General features: G+C 67.9%; 14 protein-coding genes and 1 rRNA gene. 9 read left to right on the forward strand and 6 right to left on the reverse strand.

Annotated features, from left to right (window positions below; genetic code table 11):
• The first annotated feature begins 3 nt into the window (after positions 1 to 3).
• A 5S ribosomal RNA gene (gene rrf / locus AC5P88_RS11415) occupies positions 4 to 118 on the forward strand.
• Between the two features lie 426 nt (positions 119 to 544).
• On the opposite strand, the gene AC5P88_RS11420 is transcribed toward rrf, so the two are convergent.
• The 3 genes from AC5P88_RS11420 to hemH all read right to left on the reverse strand — a co-directional run bounded on the left by AC5P88_RS11420 (position 545) and on the right by hemH (position 4,754).
• On the reverse strand, positions 545 to 2,650 hold the full coding sequence (locus tag AC5P88_RS11420; protein ID WP_495225072.1) for a methyl-accepting chemotaxis protein: 2,106 nt from the start codon (positions 2,648 to 2,650) through the stop codon (positions 545 to 547).
• A 290-nt stretch (positions 2,651 to 2,940) separates the two neighbouring features.
• The gene (locus AC5P88_RS11425; protein ID WP_111113106.1) at positions 2,941 to 3,795 is read right to left on the reverse strand and encodes an alpha/beta fold hydrolase; all 855 of its coding nucleotides are present in this window, start codon (positions 3,793 to 3,795) and stop codon (positions 2,941 to 2,943) included.
• Complete coding sequence (gene hemH / locus AC5P88_RS11430) at positions 3,792 to 4,754, reverse strand: ferrochelatase (RefSeq protein ID WP_495225073.1); 963 nt, start codon at positions 4,752 to 4,754, stop codon at positions 3,792 to 3,794. The genes AC5P88_RS11425 and hemH overlap by 4 nt, the downstream gene beginning before the upstream one ends.
• Before the next feature lie 165 nt (positions 4,755 to 4,919).
• On the opposite strand from hemH, the gene AC5P88_RS11435 reads away from it, so the two are divergent.
• From AC5P88_RS11435 to tatC, 4 genes are all read left to right on the forward strand, one after another.
• Positions 4,920 to 5,813 (forward strand): lipid-binding SYLF domain-containing protein, encoded by an 894-nt coding sequence (locus tag AC5P88_RS11435; RefSeq protein WP_106549795.1) that lies wholly within the window; start codon positions 4,920 to 4,922, stop codon positions 5,811 to 5,813.
• A gap of 75 nt (positions 5,814 to 5,888) precedes the next feature.
• The gene (tatA, locus tag AC5P88_RS11440) at positions 5,889 to 6,116 is read left to right on the forward strand and encodes a Sec-independent protein translocase subunit TatA (protein ID WP_005420453.1); all 228 of its coding nucleotides are present in this window, start codon (positions 5,889 to 5,891) and stop codon (positions 6,114 to 6,116) included.
• Positions 6,117 to 6,131: 15 nt separating this feature from the next.
• The gene (tatB, locus tag AC5P88_RS11445) at positions 6,132 to 6,593 is read left to right on the forward strand and encodes a Sec-independent protein translocase protein TatB (protein ID WP_106549796.1); all 462 of its coding nucleotides are present in this window, start codon (positions 6,132 to 6,134) and stop codon (positions 6,591 to 6,593) included.
• Positions 6,590 to 7,339, forward strand: coding sequence for a twin-arginine translocase subunit TatC (tatC, locus tag AC5P88_RS11450; RefSeq protein WP_010482410.1), 750 nt, complete (start codon positions 6,590 to 6,592; stop codon positions 7,337 to 7,339). The genes tatB and tatC overlap by 4 nt, the downstream gene beginning before the upstream one ends.
• Positions 7,340 to 7,424: 85 nt before the next feature.
• Here the strand turns inward: tatC and AC5P88_RS11455 are convergent, their stop codons facing one another.
• Genes AC5P88_RS11455 through AC5P88_RS11465 form a run of 3 tightly spaced genes read right to left on the reverse strand, consistent with a single transcriptional unit; the run spans position 7,425 to position 10,940 of the window.
• On the reverse strand, positions 7,425 to 8,336 hold the full coding sequence (locus tag AC5P88_RS11455; RefSeq protein ID WP_005411674.1) for a BPSS1780 family membrane protein: 912 nt from the start codon (positions 8,334 to 8,336) through the stop codon (positions 7,425 to 7,427).
• 50 nt (positions 8,337 to 8,386) lie between these two features.
• Positions 8,387 to 9,133: a glutamine amidotransferase gene (locus tag AC5P88_RS11460; RefSeq protein WP_495225074.1), complete on the reverse strand. Its 747-nt coding sequence runs from the start codon at positions 9,131 to 9,133 to the stop codon at positions 8,387 to 8,389.
• On the reverse strand, positions 9,105 to 10,940 hold the full coding sequence (locus tag AC5P88_RS11465; RefSeq protein WP_495225075.1) for a GspE/PulE family protein: 1,836 nt from the start codon (positions 10,938 to 10,940) through the stop codon (positions 9,105 to 9,107). Before AC5P88_RS11465 ends, AC5P88_RS11460 begins: the two co-directional genes overlap by 29 nt.
• A gap of 83 nt (positions 10,941 to 11,023) precedes the next feature.
• Here AC5P88_RS11465 and glyQ point away from each other — a divergent pair, with 83 nt between their 5' ends.
• From glyQ to AC5P88_RS11485, 4 genes are all read left to right on the forward strand, one after another.
• Entirely contained in the window at positions 11,024 to 11,935 is a 912-nt protein-coding gene (gene glyQ, locus AC5P88_RS11470; protein ID WP_049430272.1) for a glycine--tRNA ligase subunit alpha, read from the forward strand.
• 77 nt (positions 11,936 to 12,012) lie between these two features.
• Positions 12,013 to 14,088, forward strand: coding sequence for a glycine--tRNA ligase subunit beta (gene glyS, locus AC5P88_RS11475; protein WP_495225076.1), 2,076 nt, complete (start codon positions 12,013 to 12,015; stop codon positions 14,086 to 14,088).
• Between the two features lie 233 nt (positions 14,089 to 14,321).
• Positions 14,322 to 16,118, forward strand: a complete 1,797-nt coding sequence (locus tag AC5P88_RS11480) for an autotransporter assembly complex protein TamA (protein WP_495225178.1) — start codon at positions 14,322 to 14,324, stop codon at positions 16,116 to 16,118.
• The gene (locus tag AC5P88_RS11485) at positions 16,115 to 19,972 is read left to right on the forward strand and encodes a translocation/assembly module TamB domain-containing protein (protein WP_495225077.1); all 3,858 of its coding nucleotides are present in this window, start codon (positions 16,115 to 16,117) and stop codon (positions 19,970 to 19,972) included. The genes AC5P88_RS11480 and AC5P88_RS11485 overlap by 4 nt, the downstream gene beginning before the upstream one ends.
• Positions 19,973 to 19,977: the final 5 nt, after the last annotated feature.

Below are 19,977 nucleotides of genomic sequence, written 5' to 3' on the forward strand. Positions count from 1 at the left end.
CTCCCTGGTGAAATTAGCGCTGTGGAACCACCCGATCCCATCCCGAACTCGGAAGTGAAACGCAGCTGCGCCGATGGTAGTGTGGCTCAAGCCATGCGAGAGTAGGTCATCGCCAGGGTTTACACCCAAAACCCCGCTGCTTACGCAGCGGGGTTTTTCTTTGTGCGCAGGAAATGCGGGTAGTGCCGGCCGCTGGCCGGCAACCCCAATGCCCCACACCACAATGGCGGATCCACGCGATGCGTGGATACATGGCATGGGCCTGCGCAATGGAGGTGCCGAGGTTGCCGGCCAGCACCCGGCACTACCGGTGATGGGGCCATGCAATGCATCAGGCGGTGGTATCGGTAGATCCACGCCACGCGTGGATGCGTGGTGTGCGCCTGCGCATTGCGCGCGGCGTGGGTGCCGGCCAGCGGCCGGCACTACCGAAGGATCGATACCACCGGATCCTGTGCTTCCCGTGATCCATCACGCAGAACACGCAAAAAAAGACGGCGCCCTGCGGGCGCCGTCTTCACATGGATTGTATTGAAAGCCGAGATCAGGCAACCAGCACCACGTCCCGTGACTCCTGCTGTCGGAACACCGACACTGCATCGTCCAGCGTTCCCGCCTGCGACTGCAGCTCGCGTGCTGCGGCAGTTGCTTCCTCCACCAGCGCAGCATTCTGCTGCGTGGCCTGGTCCATCTGCACCACGGTCTGGTTGATCTGCTCGATGCCGATCGACTGTTCCTGCGACGCGGCGGATATCTCGCGCATCAGATGGCTGACGTTCTCCACCCCGCCGACGATCCCCTGCATGCGTTGGCCGGCATCCGCCACCAGCTGGGCGCCTTCGCCCACCTGGCGGCCGGCTTCGTCGATCAGCTTCTTGATCTCCTGGGCCGCCGCCGCTGAACGCTGTGCCAGCACCCGCACTTCACTGGCCACCACGGCGAAGCCGCGGCCCTGCTCACCGGCGCGCGCCGCTTCCACTGCTGCGTTGAGCGCAAGGATGTTGGTCTGGAAGGCGATGCCGTCGATGACGCCCGTGATGTCGCCGATCCGCTTCGACGCGCCTTCGATGGCCTGCATGGTGTCGACGACCCGCTGCATGGCCGTGTTGCCATCACTGGCGGCATTCTGCGTGGAGGCCGCCAGCTCGCTGGCCTCACGCGCATGGGCGGCGTTCTGGCGCACGGTGGCGGTCAGCTCCTCCATTGATGCCGCGGTTTCCTGGAGGTGCGCGGCCTGGCGCTCGCTGCGTTCGGACAGGGCGCCGTTGCCAGCAGCAATTTCGTTGGCTGCCGTGCTGATCGAAGATGCGCACTGCTGGATGCGGCCTACCATGCGCGCCAGCTGGCCCGCCGTGGCGTTCGCATCGCGCTGGATGGCCGCGAAGGCGCCGTGATACTCGCCGCGCATGCGCCGGTCCAGATCGCCGTTGGCCAGCGCCGAGAGCATCTGCCGCACTTCATCGACAGTGCTGCCCAGCGTATCGAGCAGCTGGTTGATGCCTCCCGTGAGGCCGTCGAGGAAGCTGGCGCCTTCGGTCGCCTGCAGGCGCTGCTCGAGATCACCGGCGGCGGCGGCAGCGACGATGCCGGCCACGGCGTTCTCCAGCGTGAGTTCGTGGGTCCGGTCATGCCACTCCACGGCAAAGCCCAGGCGCGCGCCCTGGTCGTCGAACACCGGTGTGACCACCTGCGCGAAGTGCACCGGGCCGATCTGCACCTTGCCGTTATGCGTGACCTGCAGGCCATTGAGGATGGCGCGGATGCGGTCCGGGTTGGCGTGGAAACGATGGATGCTGCTGCCCACCAGGTGCTCGGCGTCGAAATCGGGGAAGGCCTGTCGCAACGTCGCCTGCTGGTTGCGCAGCAGTGCTACCACCGAGCGGTTCACATAGCGGATCACGTGGTCGTTGTCAGCGATCATCATCGCGGTGCGCGAGGCATCCAGTGCTTGGCGGATCTGCGCGTTCTCGGCATGCGCCGCCGCCTCGCGCCCACGCTGGGCCTGCACGTGGCGTGCAGTGTCGGCCAGGGCGTGGGCCAGTGAACCCGGCGCATAGGCGCTGGTGTCGGCATGTGCACCAAGATCGGCGCCGGTGGCGATATCGCGTGCCAGCGCGGCAAGGCGACGCGGGCCATGGCCAAGTGTCTCGGTCTGCTGGCGAAGCCGCAGCGCGACCTGGCCAAGGAACAGGGTCAGGCCCGCGAACATGCCGGCCTGCAGCAGCGTCGGCCACACTGTGGCACCGCTCAGCAACGGGGCCAGCAGTGCGAGCGTGCCGACCCCACCGGCCAGCCACACCGGCAGCCGATCGCGATGTCCCAGCAGCACGCCCAGCAACAGGGCAACCGGCAGTGCCGGTGACAGGCCGACGATCGCGCACACCAGGGCCAGTTGCAGTGACAGCAGCGAGGCCAGGCCATTGCGGGCGATGCCACGGCCAGCCTGGGATCCGCCCAGCCACGCCGCAGGCAGCACTGCAGCGGCAGCCAGCACGGCGGCCTGCACCTGTGGACCACGCAGGGCCAGCACCAGGCCAGCCAGGCCCAGTGCTGCGCTGCCGATCAGCAGGCGGCGATCAGCGCGGCGGGCGAGCTGCTGCAGGTGCGGCAGGCGAGCGGTATCGGGGGGACGGGAGAATGCAGCGGACATCGGCGACTCCTGGATCAGCAGACGACAACGGCCACGCGGTGACGCACGCAGGAATGCGTGGCCAGGGCATGGACCGGGAATTCGAGGAATGCGACGCAATCAACGTCGCGCAGACGGGGCGCCGTGACCACATCCTGTGGGTGACGGTGCAATGGAGCGGGCATGCGGACTTCCTTGCAGAACCAGACACACGCCGCAGGCCCGACCGGACCTGCGTGCTGCAGGCGCAGCGGCCCGCAACTGATGTATCGGCCGCAACTGCGCAGAGTGAAGTGCGCGGACGCCGCGACTCAGCCGGCGTTGTCGTTGCTGAAGAAGCGTAGGATCACCTCGGCGACCTGCGCCGGATCTTCCATGTGCAGGTGATGGTTGCCGGGAAACACCGCCAACCGCCCATCGCGCAGGTGCTGCAGGCGATCGCTGCGCATCGGCTCGGGATAGTAGGACTGCGCCGGCGTGGCATAGATCACCTGCGTCGGGCAGGCGATGGCCTGCAGCAGGTTGTCGATCTGGCCTTCGCTGAGGCGGATCGCGGTCGGCAGCATCAGGCGCGGGTCGCTGCACCAGCGATAGCCGCCTTCGACCGGCTCCACGCCGCGCTCGACCAGCAGGCGTGCACAGCGCTCGCTCAGCTGGTTGGTCATCATCCGCGCGCGGATCGGCGCGGCCAGGTCGGGGAACACGCGCAGTTGCTTGCGCGCCAGCCCACGCGTGGCATTCACGTGCTCGCGCAGGCGGTTGGCGGTGTCTTCTTCCGGACCGCGCAGGCCGCCGAGCGCTTCGATCGCCACCAACCGCTCCACGCGATCACTGACCGAGGCGGTGAGGCTGGCGATGCCGGCGCCCATCGAATGGCCGAGCAGGCTGAAACGGTCCCAGCCCAGCGCGTCGGCGACGTCGAGTACATGGCAGATTGCGGCGGCCGTGGTGTAGCTGGCACCAGCCGGCAGATGCGCGCTGTGGCCGTGACCGGGCAGGTCGATGGCCACCAGCTGCAGCGAGGACAGGTGCGGGGCCAGTGGCACGAAGCTGGCGGCGTTGTCGAGCCAGCCATGCAGGGCCAGCACGCGTGGGCCGTCGCCGTGGTTGCGCAGGCCGGCGACGCGGGCGCCACCGACCTCGAGCTCAAGCGGCTGCAGGCTCATGCCAGCGAGGCCACAGCCAGCCGTGCCAGTGCGCGCGCATGTTCCGGCTCGGCATTGAGGCACGGGATGTAGCGCATTTTCGCGCCGCGCTCGGCCAGCGTTTCGGTGAAGCCCATCGCGACCTCTTCCAGCGTCTCCAGGCAGTCGGTGGCGAAGCCCGGGCACACCACGTCGATCTGCTTCACCCCGGATTCGGCCAATGCCCACAGGCTTGGCTCGGCGTATGGCTGCAGCCAGCGCTCGCGGCCAAACCGAGACTGGTAGCCCATCTGCCACTCGTCCCTGCCCAGGCCCAGCGCGTTGGCGATGGCCTGGGCGCTGGCTTCGCAGCGCTGTGGATACGGATCGCCACCATCGGCCAGGCGCTGCGGAATGCCATGGAAGGAGAACATCAGTTTCTGGCCACGACCGTGCTGCTCCCAGCAGCGCCGGATCGAGCCGGCCACGGCCTCGACCCAGCCCGGATCGACCGAGTAGTCGCGCACCAGGCTGACGGTTACGCCCGGGTTGCGGCGCTGCCACGCATCGACCCGGTCTTCGACCGAGGCGGTGGTGGTGGTGGAATACTGCGGATACAGCGGCAGTACCACGATGCGGCGCGCGCCGTCGGCGGCCAGCCGGTCCAGCTCGCTGGCCAGCGCCGGTTCGCCGTAACGCATCGCGTGGCGCACCGTCAGGGTTGGCAGCAGGGCCTGCATGGCCTGCGCCAGCTGGCGCGTATGCACCATCAGCGGTGAGCCGTCGGGCAGCCAGACCTGGGCGTACTTGGCCGCTGAACGGCCGCTGCGCAGCGGCAGGATCAACCCGCGCAGCAGCGGCTGCCACAGCAGCGCCGGGATCGAGACCACGCGGGGGTCGGACAGGAATTCAGCCAGATAACGACGTACGGCGGGAGCCGTCGGCGTCTCGGGCGTGCCTAGGTTGACCGCCAGCACGGCGGTATCGGGTGCGTCGAGCATGGGCGCTATTGTCGCCGATCCGGTGCTGCGCCGGGATGCAGGGTTCGGATTGCAGGCATAGCGCGCATCAATGTGAGCAGGGAACGCTCATTGGGGATTCATGACAACACTACTAATTTCAGTCACTTGCTATATCTTCCTATGGACTGACTTCTGGAGCCTGCCATGCGTCGCCCGATCCAAGCCCTGCTGATCGCCGCCAGTCTGCTGTCCAGCCAGGCCATGGCCGGGCCGCAGGAAGACCAGCGTGCGCGCAACGCTGTGCGTGTGCTGGCTGAAATCCAGGGGATCCCTGAACAGGGCATCCCTGACAAGTTGCTCGACGAAGGCCGCGCGGTCATCGTCATTCCCGACACGATCAAGGCCGGTCTGGTCATCGGCGGTCGCCGCGGCCACGGCCTGATGTCGGTGCGCATGGCCAATGGCGCCTGGTCCAATCCGGTGTTCGTCAAGCTCACCGGCGGCAGCATCGGCTTCCAGGCCGGTGTGCAGTCCTCGGACGTGGTGCTGGTGTTCCGCAACGATCGCAGCCTGGACAACCTGGTCAACGGCAAGTTCACCCTGGGCGCCGACGCTGGCGTCGCCGCCGGTCCGGTGGGCCGCAACGCCGCCGCGGCCACCGACGGCCAGCTGAAGGCCGAGATCTGGTCCTGGTCGCGCGCGCGCGGCCTGTTTGCCGGTGTCGCGCTGGACGGCGCGGTGCTGCAGATCGACGATGCCGCCAACCTCGACGCCTACGGCAGCAACACCACCCCGCGGATGATCTTCGAAGGCCGCGCCGCCGGTTCGCCGTCGATGGACGTGGTCGCCTTCCGCGATCGCCTGGAAGAGGCCACCTACGCCGCGCGCAACAACCGCAGCGGCAACGGCGGCAGCGCGCCACGCCCGGCAGCGGCCCCGGCAGTTGCTCCGGCGCCTGTTCAGGCAGCACCGGCCGCGCCGGCCGAGGCCACCACCGCACCGCTGCAGAACGTGCCGCAGAACCCGCCGCCGCAGCAGCAGGGCTTCCAGCCGGTGAACGACGGCGAGATCCGTACGGAAACGCTGGGCGGAAACTGACTTTCGTCACGCGCGCCGGCTAACAGCCGGTGCGCTATGCTCGACAGCCTGATCACTAACGTAACGAGCGTCTTTATGGGCAGTTTCAGCATCTGGCATTGGTTGGTCGTGCTGGCCATCGTCCTGCTGGTGTTCGGCACCAAGCGCCTGACCAGCGGCGCCAAGGACCTCGGTTCGGCGGTCAAGGAATTCAAGAAGGGCATGCGCGACGAAGACAAGCCGAACGCGCAGCTGGGCGATGAGTCGCGCAGCCAGGACGCCTCGCGCACCGCGCAGGACGAGCACGACCGCAACGCACGTTGATCCGGAGCGGTTGCGGTGTTCGATATCGGCTTCAGCGAACTGCTGGTGATTGCAGTGGTCGCCCTGGTGGTGCTCGGTCCCGAGCGCCTGCCCAAGGCGGCCCGCTTCGCCGGCCTGTGGGTGCGTCGTGCCCGCAATCAATGGGATTCGGTGAAACAGGAACTGGAACGCGAGCTGCAGGCCGAGGAGATCAAGCGGCAGATGCAGGACGTGCGTCAGGGCATGCAGGACACCGAGAACCAGCTGCGCGCCAGCGGCGAAGCGATCCGTCGCGAAGCCCAGCAGGCGCAGCAGCAGGGCGATGATCTGGTGCAGCAGGTCCGTGCACCGGCACCAGCGGACCTGCCGCCGCACATGAGCGCCGCGCCCGATGCCGTTGAACCGACGCAGGACGGTGGTGCCGCCGAGCCGGTTTCGGCCGCGCCCGCAGAAGCGGGTACGCCGCCGCCGGCGCAGAGCACGGAGCGCCAGCCATGAGTGAACAGGATTTCGGCGAGAGCTCGCTGGTCGAACACCTGGTGGAACTGCGCGGCCGCCTGGTGCGCGCATTGCTGGGCCTGGGCGTGGTGCTGCTGGCGCTGCTGCCGTTCACCCAGAAGCTGTACAACGCGCTGGCCGAACCGCTGGTGTCGCAGCTGCCCAACGGGCAGACGATGATCGCCACCAATCCGGCCGGTGCCTTCTTCGCACCGTTGAAGCTGACCTTCTTCGTGGCCCTGTTCGTGGCAGTGCCGTGGCTGCTGTACCAGCTGTGGGCGTTCGTTGCCCCGGGCCTGTATGCGCGTGAGAAGCGCCTGGCGGTGCCGCTGCTGGTGTCATCGGTGCTGCTGTTCTACACCGGTTGTGCCTTCGCCTACTTCCTGGTGCTTCCGGCGGTGTTCCACTTCCTCACCACCTTCAGCCCGGACGTGATCGCCATTACGCCGGATGCGAATGCCTATCTGGACTTCGTGCTGGCGATCTTCTTCGCCTTCGGTGGCAGTTTCGAACTGCCGGTGGCGATGGTGATCCTGGTGCTGCTGGGGTGGGTGACGCCGCAGCAGTTCAAGGAAGGCCGCGGCTACGCGATCGTCGGCATCTTCGTGGTGGCGGCGGTGCTGACCCCGCCGGACGTGGTGTCGCAGCTGATGCTGGCGATCCCGATGTGCCTGCTGTACGAGCTGGGCATCCACGCCGCACGCTGGCTGGTGCCATCGTCGGTAGTGAAGAAGCCCGCCGCGTGATGCGGTAGCGCCGGGCCATGCCCGGCGTGCGGGGTTCGATGTGATGCCACCGCCGGGCATGGCCCGGCGCTACCGGTGGGACCGGTCAGGCGTGGAACACGTCGCTGGAGGTCGGCGTGGTCGGAATCGGCGGCGCCGCGCGGCTGCCGCGGTGCACGAACATCTGCTTCCACGCGGCGTAGACCGCGCCGACATACAGCGGCATCAGCACCGTGGTCAGTACCAGCTGGGCGATGAAGGCGGCGGCCAGCGGGCCACCGATCAGCATCGCGATCTGGATCACGATCACGAACAGGATGTACATGCAGAACGCGGCGATCAGGCCGAGTGCGGCGAACACGATCATCGCGCCGATGTTCTCGATGCAGCCCTGCAGGCTCAGGCGCAGCGCGTGCATGCCGCTCTGCTTGTCGAACACCACCAGCGCCGGCTGGGTGAACATCGCCAGCGACAGTGCGACCGCACTCAGGAACACCAGCAGCATCCACAGCGCGATGCGCTTGGCCGGCAGGTTGGCAACCAGCGCGGCGGCATCGTCCGGCTTGATCTGCTGGCCACTGCGGCTGATCTCTTCCATCTTGGTCATGACCTCGCTGAAGGCGGTGAAGCCCTCGCGGCCGATCATTAGGAACAGCAGCGCGCCCAGCAGCAGCACCGCCAGCACCTGGATGGCCAGCGGCACCAGCAGGTGGCTGACGCGGTGGTCGCGGATCGGCTGCAGCAGGTGCGAAGCCAGGCCCGGGCGGCCTTCGTCGATCTCGCCCACGGCATACAGCATGCCGCCGAACATGATCGGCGAGATGGCCAGCGTCATCAGCTGCACCGCCATGCCGGCGGCGCCCGGAATCAGCGTCGACAACAGGGTGACCACCCAGCTCACCAGCAGCCAGGTCAGGCCGATCCGGGCCAGCTGCAGCGGCGCACGCCGGTACAGGGAGAACGTATCCAGCAACCACTGGGCGCCCGCCGAAGCCGGCAGCTTGCGAATCTCTTTCATGGACATCCGGGAAGGACAGGAGGGGGCCGGGCGGCTGCCCGTGCCGCCGATTATCCCTGTTTTGCCGCCGGCTGGGCTGAAGACAGCCGTGCCTGGCGGACGAAGCGCCGCAACAGCTGGCGGGCCAGCGGCGCGGCACTGACCGCGCGCTCGATGCTGCGGGCGCAGCCGCCATGGCGGCCGATGCAGTCGGCGCGGGCACGCACGTAGCCACGCATGTGGTGAGTGGCGAACTCCGGATGGAACTGCACGCCCCAGGCCTGGCGCCCCCAGCGGAAGGCATGGCAGCCGTCCAGCGGCGAACGGGCCAGCACCTCGGCCCCGTCGGGCGCGCGCAGCACGGTCTGCAGATGGGTGGCGTGGGCGGCGAAATGCTGAGGCAGGCCCTGGAACAGCGGATCCTGCGCGGCCTGCGGCTGCAGTTCCAGCTCGATCGTGCCGGACTCGCGGCCGGCCGGGTTGTAGGCCACCTCACCACCCAGCGCGTGCGCCAGCAGCTGATGGCCGTAGCAGATGCCGAACACCGGCAGGTCCTCGTGCGCGGTCTGGCGCAGCCACGCGGCACTGCGCTCGCTCCAGTCGGCATGGTCGGTGACGAAGGCGGCCGAGCCGGTCACCAGCACGCCCGCGAAGGCGTGCGGATCGGGCAGGGCGCCACCGTGCTCGACATCGACCACCACGGTCTCGTGTTCTTCCAGCCCGGCGGCGACGCGGATCCAGTGCGGGAAGCGCCCGTAGCGGCGCAGCGACGGCACCGGGCGGCCGGTTTCAAGGATCAGGAACGGAGCTGGGTTCATCCGGGGGCGGCAGGACTGACAGGACTTCCTCGATTGTAGTCAGCCCCTGCGCCACCTTTTCAAGCCCGGCCTGGCGCAGGGTTCGCAGCCCTTCAGTCCGCGCGGCACGGGTGAAACCGGCCAGGTCCATGTCGGCGCGGATCTGCCCGCGCAGCCGCGAACCCAATGGCAGCAACTCATACAGGCCGATGCGGCCGAGGAATCCGGTGCGCCGGCACTCCAGGCAACCGACCGGCCGACAGGGCGTGGCGGCATCTGGATATGCACCATGGCTATCAGCCAGCACCGCCCAATCGGCCGCGCCGAGGCTGTGCGGCTGCTTGCAGTGCGGGCACAGCGTGCGCACCAGGCGCTGGGCGAGGATGCCGTTGAGGGTGCTGGCCAGCAGGTAATGCGGCACGCCCAGGTCGAGCAGGCGGGTGACCGCCGACGGCGCATCGTTGGTATGCAGGGTGGACAGCACCAGGTGGCCGGTCAGCGAGGCCTGTACCGCCATCTGCGCGGTTTCCAGATCGCGGATCTCGCCGATCATGATGATGTCCGGGTCCTGTCGCAGCAGGGTGCGCACGCCGCTGGCGAAGTCCAGGTCGATGTTGGCCTGCACCTGCATCTGGTTGAATTCGGGCGCGATCATCTCGATCGGGTCCTCCACCGTGCACACGTTCACGTCCGGCGTGGCCAGCCGCTTCAGCGTGGAATACAGGGTGGTGGTCTTGCCCGAGCCGGTCGGGCCGGTGACCAGCACGATGCCGTGCGGGCGCTCGACCAGCGCATTCCAGCCGGCGGCTTCCTGCGGACTGAAACCGAGCTGGTCGATGCTCTTGAAGGCCGCATCCGGGTCGAAGATGCGCATCACGCACTTCTCGCCGAAGGCGGTGGGCATGGTCGACAGGCGCATTTCGACCTCGCGGCCACCCGGCGAGCGGGTCTTGATGCGGCCATCCTGCGGACGCCGGCGCTCGGCCAGGTCCATGCGGCCCAGCACTTTGATACGGCTGACCACCGCGGTCATCACCGCCGGCGGCACTTCGAACACCTTGTGCAGCACGCCGTCGATGCGGAAGCGCATGCGCCCCATCTCGCGGCGTGGCTCCAGGTGGATGTCCGAAGCGCGCTGTTCGTAGGCGTACTGCAGCAGCCAGTCAACGATGTGCACGATGTGCTGGTCGTCGGCATTGACGTCGCCGGTGCGGCCCAGCTCGACCAGCTGCTCGAAGCTGGGCAGGGTGGTGCTGGCCTCGCCGCGCACATCGCCACGGGCGCCGCGCACCGAGCGGGTCACCCCGTAGAACTCCATGGTGTAGCGGTGCAGGTCCAGCGGATTGACCACCGCCAGCTCGATGCGGCGGCGGGTCAGGTGCTGCAGGTCACGACGCCATTCCTGCACCAGCGGCTCGCTGGTGGCCACCAGCACGCGCTCGGCATCCACTGCCAATGGCAGGAAGCGGTGGCGGCGGGCGTAGGCATGCGACACCAGCGCGGTGACCGCGGCGACGTCCACACGGGTCGGGTCGATGCGCAGGTAGCGGCTGCCGGTGCGCTGCGCCAGCCACTCGGTCAGGCGTTCCAGGGTCAGTTCGCCGCCGCCGGTGGCGGCCAGCTTGAGGTTGGACAGCAGTACCAGCGGATGCACTTCACTGGCGTTGCGCGCGCCCTGTGCGGAAAACCGCATGCGCTCGCGGTCCTGCTCGGTCACCAGTCCATCGGCGGCCAGGGCCGCGGCAATCTGCTCGAAATGCAGCCGTCCCCAGGGCAGCGGGACGCCGCCCGCCTCGCCGGGCGTGCCTGCCGGCAGCCGATGTTCCATCTGCCTGCTCCTCCCGGGTACGGAATGCCCCGCAGGTCGGCCGTTATACTAGCGCACCCCCTTGCCGGCCAAGACTCGTACGCATGTCCGCGACCCCGACCGTTCCGATCACCTTCCAGGGCCTGATCCAGACCCTGAACCAGTTCTGGGCCCAGCAGGGCTGCGTGCTCATCCAGCCGCTCGACCTGGAGGTGGGCGCCGGTACCTTCCACCCGGCCACCTTCCTGCGTGCGATCGGTCCGGAGGGCTGGAACGCGGCCTACGTGCAGCCCTCGCGCCGCCCGACCGACGGCCGCTACGGCGAGAACCCGAACCGCCTGCAGCGCTACTACCAGTACCAGGTGGCGATGAAGCCGGCGCCGGACAACATCCAGCAGCTGTACCTGGATTCGCTGAAGGCGCTGGGCATCGACCCGCTGGTGCACGACCTGCGCTTCGTCGAGGACAACTGGGAATCGCCGACGTTGGGTGCCTGGGGCCTGGGCTGGGAAGTCTGGCTCAACGGCATGGAGGTGACCCAGTTCACCTACTTCCAGCAGGCCGGTGGCCTGGAGTGCCGCCCGGTGCTGGGCGAGATCACCTACGGTCTCGAGCGCCTGTGCATGTACCTGCAGAACTGCGACAACGTCTACGACCTGGTCTGGACCTACGGCCCGGACGGCCAGCCGGTGACCTACGGCGACGTCTACCACCAGAACGAGGTGGAGCAGAGCACCTACAACTTCGAATACGCCGACGTGGAAGAGCTGTTCCACCGCTTCGATGCCTGCGAGCGTGAAGCGCAGAAGCTGGTGGAAGTGAACCTGCCGCTGCCGGCCTACGAGCAGGTGATGAAGGCCAGCCATACCTTCAACCTGCTCGATGCACGCCGTGCGATCAGCGTGACCGAGCGCCAGCGCTACATCCTGCGCGTGCGCGCGCTGGCCCAGGCGGTGGCCAAGGCGTACTACGAGCAGCGCGAGAAGCTGGGCTTCCCGGGCGCGAAGAAGGCCTGACGGCCGCTCCCTCCTTCTCTCAACTTCCGGGGCGCCGGACGCGTCGCGCGCTGCGCCCCCACCACAGGATCGAACCGATGAGCCAACTGTCCCCCCTGCTGATTGAACTGGGCACCGAGGAGCTGCCGGTCAAGGCGCTGCCGGGCCTGGCCCAGGCGTTCTTCGACGGTGTCGTCGAAGGCCTGCGCAAGCGCGGCGTCGCGCTGGAACTGGGCGATGCACGCCCGCTGTCGACCCCGCGCCGACTGGCCGTGCTGCTGCCGGGCGTCGGCCTGGAACAGCCGGAACAGCACAGCGAAGTGCTGGGCCCGTACCTGAACATCGCGCTGGACGCCGAAGGCCAGCCGACCAAGGCCCTGCAGGGCTTCGCCGCCAAGGCCGGGATCGACTGGACCGCGCTGGAGAAGACCACCGACAACAAGGGTGAGCGCTTCGTGCACCGCGCGGTGACCCCGGGCGCGAGCACCGCCAGCCTGCTGCCGGAGATCCTGCGCGAGGCGATCGCGGCGATGCCGATTCCCAAGCCGATGCGCTGGGGCGACCACGCCTGGGGCTTCGCCCGCCCGGCGCACTGGCTGGTGCTGCTGCACGGCGCCAACGTGGTCGAAGCCGAACTGTTCGGCCTGCAGGCTGGTCGTGCAAGCCGTGGCCATCGCTTCCACCACGACCAGACCGTGTCGCTGGCGCAGCCGCAGGACTACGTTGAAGCATTGCGCGCTGCGTTCGTGCTGGTCGACCCGAGCGAGCGCCGCGCGCGCATCGTCGCCGAGGTCGAGGCTGCCGCGGCCAAGGCAGGTGGCAGCGCCCGCATCACCGACGACAACCTGGAGCAGGTGGTGAACCTGGTCGAGTGGCCGTCGGCGGTGCTGTGCAGCTTCGAGCGCGCGTTCCTGGCGGTGCCGCAGGAAGCGCTGATCGAGACGATGGAGATCAACCAGAAGTTCTTCCCGGTGCTGGATGCCGCAGGCACGCTGACCGAGAAGTTCATCGGCATCGCCAACATCGAATCGAAGGACGTGGCCGAAGTGGCCAAGGGCTACGAGCGTGTGATCCGCCCGCGCTTCGCCGATGCCAAGTTCTTCTTCGACGAGGACCTGAAGCAGGGCCTGGCGTCGATGGGCGACGGCCTGAAGACGGTGACCTACCAGGCCAAGCTGGGCAGCGTGGCCGACAAGGTGGCGCGCGTGGCCGCACTGGCCGAAGTGATCGCGCCGCAGGTCGGCGCCGATCCGGCGCAGGCCAGGCGGGCTGCCGAGCTGGCCAAGAACGACCTGCAGTCGCGCATGGTCAATGAATTCCCGGAACTGCAGGGCATCGCCGGCCGTCACTACGCCGTGGCCGGTGGTGAATCGGCCGAGGTGGCACTGGCCATCGACGAGGCCTACCAGCCGCGCTTCGGTGGTGATGACATCGCGCTGTCGCCGCTGGGCAAGGTGCTGGCCATTGCTGAACGCGTGGACACCCTGGCCGGTGGCTTCGCCGCGGGCCTGAAGCCGACCGGCAACAAGGATCCGTTCGCCCTGCGCCGCAACGCGCTGGGGCTGGCCCGCACGATCATCGAAAGCGGCTTCGAGCTGGACCTGCGCGCGCTGCTGGCCAGCGCCAACGCCGGCCTGGCTGCGCGCAACGTGCAGGCCGACGTCGGCGAGCTGTACGACTTCATCCTCGACCGCCTGAAGGGTTACTACGGCGACAAGAACGTGCCGGCCACGCACTTCAACGCGGTGGCCGAGCTGAAGCCTGCCTCGCTGTATGACTTCGACCGCCGCCTGGATGCGATCGGCACCTTCGCCGCGCTGCCGGAAGCCGAAGCGCTGGCTGCGGCCAACAAGCGCATCCGCAACATCCTGCGCAAGGCCGAGGGCGACATTCCGGCCCAGATCGACCCGGCGCTGCTGCAGGAAGACGCCGAGCGTGCGCTGGCCGAAGCGGTCACCGCAGCCATCGACGACACCGGCGCCAGCCTGCACCACAAGGACTACGTGGCCGTGCTGGCGCGCCTGGCGCGCCTGCGCCCGCAGGTCGACGCGTTCTTCGATGGCGTGATGGTCAATGCGGAAGATCCGGCACTGCGTGGCAACCGCCTGGCGCTGCTGACGATGCTGGGCGAACGCCTGGGCAAGGTGGCGGCGATCGAGCATCTGTCGAGCTGATCGGTGCCCCATCCACGCATGGCGTGGATCTACTGGCATTGACCCATCGGTAGCGCCGGGCTACGCCCGGCGTCACCGAACAATGTCCATCGGGGTCATTGCCGGCATCGCGCACGATGCCGGCATCCTCGGCTGCAATCACGACGATCGCCACAACGGCGCGTATTTTGACCGCCACTTAACAACCGATCCCCAATGACGTGATGCATTTCGCATCGTCACCTCCGGTCGGTATGCTGTGCCGCATGCAGCCAAAGAAATACGCCCTGCCGCTGATGGTCCTGTCGCTGGCCGCCACCTCCGTGGCCCACGCGCGCGGCACCATCGACAAGGTGGACATCAAGGGATTGGACAAGGGCGACGACGCCGCGATCATCGAGAACATCCAGGAATCGCTGTCGCTGTACGACACGATCGGCAAGGAGCAGGGCGAGTCGCGCCTGGAATACCTGCTGTCACAGGCCGAGCGGCAGACCCGCCAGGCGCTGGAACCCTTCGGGTACTACAACCCGGTGATCAAGGTCGAGGCGCCGCGCGTGGACGAGCACGTGCGTGTGCTGATCCATGTCGACAAGGGCACGCCGGTGACCGTCCGCCGCGAGCACATCGACATCACCGGCCCGGCGATGTACGACCAGTACCTGCAGGACGACCTGGCCGCGTTCAAGCCGCGCAAGGGCCAGCGGTTCGAGCATACGCAGTACGAAGCCAGCAAGATCACCGTCACCCGCCGCCTGGCCGAACGTGGCTATTTCGACGCCGACTACACCCAGCGCCAGGTGCAGATCACCCGTGCCGACAACGCCGCCGACATCGACCTGACCTGGGACAGCGGCCGGCGCTACAACATGGGCCCGGTGCGTTTCGAGCAGGACTACTTCGTCGACAAGCTGTTCGACCCGCTGGTGTACTGGGAACAGGGCAGCTATTTCCACGAGGGCAAGCTGGATCGGCTGCGCGAGTCGCTGACCAAGCTGGACTACTTCAGCGTGATCGACATCCAGCCGCGGCCGGACGAGGCCGATGCCAACGGCGAGGTGCCGGTGGATGTGAAGCTGACCCGCGCCAAGCGCACCATCTACACCGCCGGCCTGAGCTACGGCAGCGAGAGCGGCCCGGGTGTGCGCGGTGGCATCGAGCGGCGGTTCCTGAACAACCGCGGCCACAAGATGAACACGCAGCTGGACTATGCGCAGAAGCGCAAGAGCCTGGTGACCAGCTACCGCATTCCGGCCTTCAACTGGCTCGATGGCTGGTACACCTTCGCTGCCAGCGCCTACGACGAGCAGACCGACTACATCGACCTGCGCAACTTCAAGCTGATCGCCAGCCGCAGCGGTGAGATCAACGAGCACTGGACCGCGATCGCCTCGATCAACGCACTGCGCGAGCGTTGGCGCTATGCCTCCGGCACTGAATTCACCGACGCGGTCTACAACACCTCGACGCTGGTCTACCCGCAGCTGGTCGCTGACTACGTCAACGTCGATGACGAACTGTTCCCGCGCAAGGGCATCAGCGGTACCGCGACCATGCGTGCCGGCGTTGAAGGTGCCGGCTCGGACACCAGCTTCGTACAGGCCAACGCCGTGCTGCGCTGGTACATCCCGGTGGGCGAAAGCAACCGCCTGATCCTGCGCGGCGAGGGTGGCACCACCTGGACCAGCGATCTGGTGGCGATGCCGCCGAGCCTGCGCTACTTCGCCGGTGGTGACCGCAGCATCCGCGGCTATGCCTACCGCGAGGTGGGCCCGCGGACCCCTGCACCGGACAAATACGCGCTGGGTGCCAAGAACCTGGTGATCGGCTCGGCCGAGTACGAGCACTACTTCAATGGTGGCCCCTGGGGTGCGGCGGTGTTCGTCGATACCGGCAGCGCCTTCGACAACACCATCGACCTGCATACCGGCGTCGGCTTCGGCGTGCGCTGGAAATCGCCGGTGGGCCCGGTGCGCGTGGATATCGCGCATGGCCTGAACAACCCCGATTCGCAGTTCCAGCTGTACCTGAACATCGGAGCGGACCTGTGAGCACGCCCGCACCCACCCCGAACACGCCGCCGCCGCGCGTGCGCTTCTATCGCCGCCGCCGCTTCTGGGCCTGGTCGGGTGTTGGCGTATTGGGCCTGGTGCTGCTGGCCCTGCTGGCGGTCTACTGGCTGCTGCAGACCGTGGCCGGTCGTGATGTGCTGCTGGCCCAAGTGGTGGCGCGGCTGCCGGTGGGCGCCAGCTTCACCTGGGACAAGGTGGACGGCCCGGTGGCCGGTCCGCTGACCCTGTACAACGTCGACTTCCGCTACGACGACATCCATTTCCACGCCGAGCGCGCGCACCTGGAGCCGGACCTGCGCCCGCTGCTGGGCCGCAAGCTGCTGCTGGACAAGCTGGAGCTGACCAACGCGACGCTGAACCTGGCCAAGAGTGACGAGCCGTTCAAGCTGCCGTCGTGGCCGGATTCGCTGCCGCAGATCGAGATGCCGCTGGCGATCCAGGCCGATGCCATCGCCATCGATGGCTTCCGCATCAGCCAGGCCAACGAGCCGGTGATCGACATCAGCCGCGTGCGTGGCGGCATCGAGATCGCCAACGGCGAGTTCCAGGCGCACAAACTGGTGGTGGACAGCGACATGGGCAATTTCACTGCCCAGGGCCGCTATATCCCGGCCAAGGACTACGACACCGACGTGACCGTCACTGCCGTGCTGCCGGCGCCGCGTGGCCGCACGGCCGCCACCGTCGGCCTGGTCGCTCGTGGCGACCTGTCGCACATGGAGGTGGCCGTAGCCGGGCGCGCGCCGAAGCCGCTGCACGCGATGCTGGTGTTCGATGGCCGCACCGATCCGAGCTGGAGCGCCAGCATCCGCAGCGACGAGCTGGATCTGGCGCTGCTGTCGCCGGCACTGGCCAGTTCGGCGATCGCACCACTGGCACTGGACTTCACCGCCGCCGGCAAGGGCGGCAACGCCAACCTGCGTGGCAAGGTGAAGCAGGGCGATCAGGAACTGGAGCTGGCACCGTCGGTGGTGTCGCTGCAGGACCAGGTGCTGAAGGTTTCACCACTGCTGGTGAAGGGGCTTGGCGGCGAAGCGCGGCTGGAAGGCACGGCCGATTTCAGCCAGGAAGATCAGCAGAAGCTCAACTTCTCGGTGGTCGCACGCGATCTGACCTACGTGCCGGCGCCCGATCCGAACACGGCCGGCAGCGCACCGGTGCCGGTGACGCTGAAGGAAGCACGCTTCGGGCTGGCGGGTACCCTCAAGGCCTGGGCGGCGATCGGCCGTGCCGAAGTCGAACGTGAAAAGCAGAAGGCACAGCTGCGCTTCGACGTGCGCGGCAACGACCAGGCCGCGTCGATCCACCAGCTGCAGGCGCAGACCCCGGGCGGCCAGCTGCAGGTGGAAGGCCAGGTGGCGTGGGCACCGCAGCTGGACTGGGATGCCAAGGCCACGCTGAAGGACTTCGACCCCGGCTATTTCGTGCCGGGCTGGAATGGCCGCCTGTCCGGCAACCTGGCCTCCAAGGGCCGCCAGCTGCCGCCGCCGGCAAACGCACCGCCGGGTACCGCCGGCACGCTCGAAGCCACGGTCGATCTGCCGTCGCTGAAGGGCATGCTGCGCCAGCGCAACCTCGACGCGCAGGGCAAGTTCGCCCTGCAGGGCGAGCAGGGCCAGGGTGACCTGAAGCTGTCGCTGGGCAGCAGCCGGGTGACGGCGTCGGGCAAGGTCGGCGACCGCCTCGACATCGATGCGCGTTTCGAACCGCTGCAGCTGAGCGATCTGCTGCCGGGCGCCGATGGTGGCCTGCGCGGCCAGGTGCAGGTGAAGGGCCCGCGCGATGCGCCGGACATCACCGCCGACCTGGTCGGCAACAACCTCAACTGGGATGGCTACGGCGCCGAGAGCGTGAGCATCAAGGGCCACCTGCCGTGGCGCGGCGACAGCGGCACGCTGGCGGTGCAGGGCCAGCAGGTCAACGCCGGCATGCTGCTGGAACGCTTGAATGTGGACGCGCAGGGCAGTGTCTCCAATCTGCGCCTGGCGGCGCAGACCCGCAACGAGCTGGGCGCGGTCGAACTGCAGGGCAGCGTGCGCCAGCAGGGCACGCAGTGGCGCGGCGAACTGGCATCGCTGCGCATCGCGCCGGTGAAGGGCGATGCCTGGTCGCTTCGCGCTCCGGCGGCGTTCGCGATCAATGGCGGAACCTACACGCTGTCCGAAGCCTGCCTGGCCGCCGCCAGCAGCGGCGCACTGTGCGCACAGGCCAACTGGCCGCGCGAGGGCCTGGTGGTGCGCAGTGATGCGTTGCCGTTGGCGCTGGTGCAGCCGTGGTTGCCGCCGCAGTCCGGTCGCCGCATCTACCTGCGCGGCGATGTCAGCCTGGATGCGCAGATCCGCCCGCGCGGCAACGCTTGGGAAGGCCACGTGGAAGTACGCTCGAAGGAAGGCGGCGTGCGCCTGGGCGAGAGCCGCAACACGGTGGGTGATGCCACCCGTGGCGAGCTGGTGCGCTATGACCAGTTCTCGCTGAAGCTCGACATGACCCCGGCCAGCATCAAGGGCTACCTGGGCATGGGCTTCCAGGGCAACGGCTTCGTCGACGCGAAGATGCAGACCGGCTGGGAAGCCAGTGCGCCGCTGAACGGCGAGCTCTACCTCAACATGTCGCGGCTGTACTGGCTGGAGCTGTTCTCGCCGGACATCGTGCGACCGACCGGCCTGATCGAGGGCCACGTCAGCCTGCGTGGTACGCGTGGCCAGCCGTCGCTGGGTGGCGACGCGCAGCTGAGCAACTTCAAGGGTGAATTCCCGGCACTGGGCCTGACCTTCGACCAGGGCAAGGGCAGCTTCGTGGCGCAGCCCGATGGCTCTGCGAAGATCACTGCGCAGGCCAACTCCGGCCAGGGCACGCTGTACGTGGATGGCGGCCTGTCCTGGTTTGGCGATGCACAGCCGCTGCAGCTGAAGATCCATGGCGAGAACGTGCTGCTGTCCAACACCAGCGAACTGCGCATCGTCGCCAATCCCAACCTCGACTTCACCCTGGCCAAGGCCGCGATGGAGCTGCGCGGTACCGTGCACGTGCCCGAGGCCGACATCGACCTCGAGCGCCTGGACCGCGGCACCTCGGTGTCCGAAGACGTGGTGGTGCTCGACCCGGCCGATCCGGAAGAGTCGCGCACCTCGCCGCTGGACATGGACCTGACGGTCAGCCTCGGCGACAAGGTGAAGATGACCGGCTTCGGCCTGAAGGGTGCGCTGACCGGCAAGATGCAGGTCTGGGCCAAGCCTGGCCGCGAAATGACCGCCAACGGCGGGCTGGAAGTCAGTGGCCGCTACAAGGCGTATGGGCAGGACCTGACCATCACCCGTGGCAACCTCACCTGGAACTACAACGCGGTGTCCGACCCGCGCATCAACATCCGTGCCGAGCGCCGGATCGGTGATGTCACCGCCGGCATCGACGTGACCGGGCGTGCACAGCAGCCGCGTGCGGACGTGTGGTCCGAGCCGGCGATGTCGCAGTCCGAAGCACTGGCCTACCTGGTGCTGGGGCGCAGCCTGACCGGTGCCAGCAGCGACCAGACCCAGCAGGTCAACGCGGCCTCGGCGGCACTCTCGGCCGGCAGCGGCCTGCTCGCCTCGCAGCTGGGTGCCAAGCTGGGCCTGGATGATGCCGGCGTGAGCCAGTCGCGCGCGCTGGGCGGCTCGGTGATCGGCGTCGGCAAGTACATCTCGCCCAAGCTGTACGTCGGCTACGGCGTGTCGCTGGTCGGTGCCGGCTCGGTGATCACGCTGAAGTACCTGCTGCGACGCGGGTTCGACGTGGAAGTGGAGTCGAGCACGGTGGAAAACCGTGGTTCGATCAACTGGCGGCGGGAGAAGTAACCCGT

The sequence above is a fragment of the Stenotrophomonas sp. YJH_SMC_8 genome (assembly GCF_059371315.1).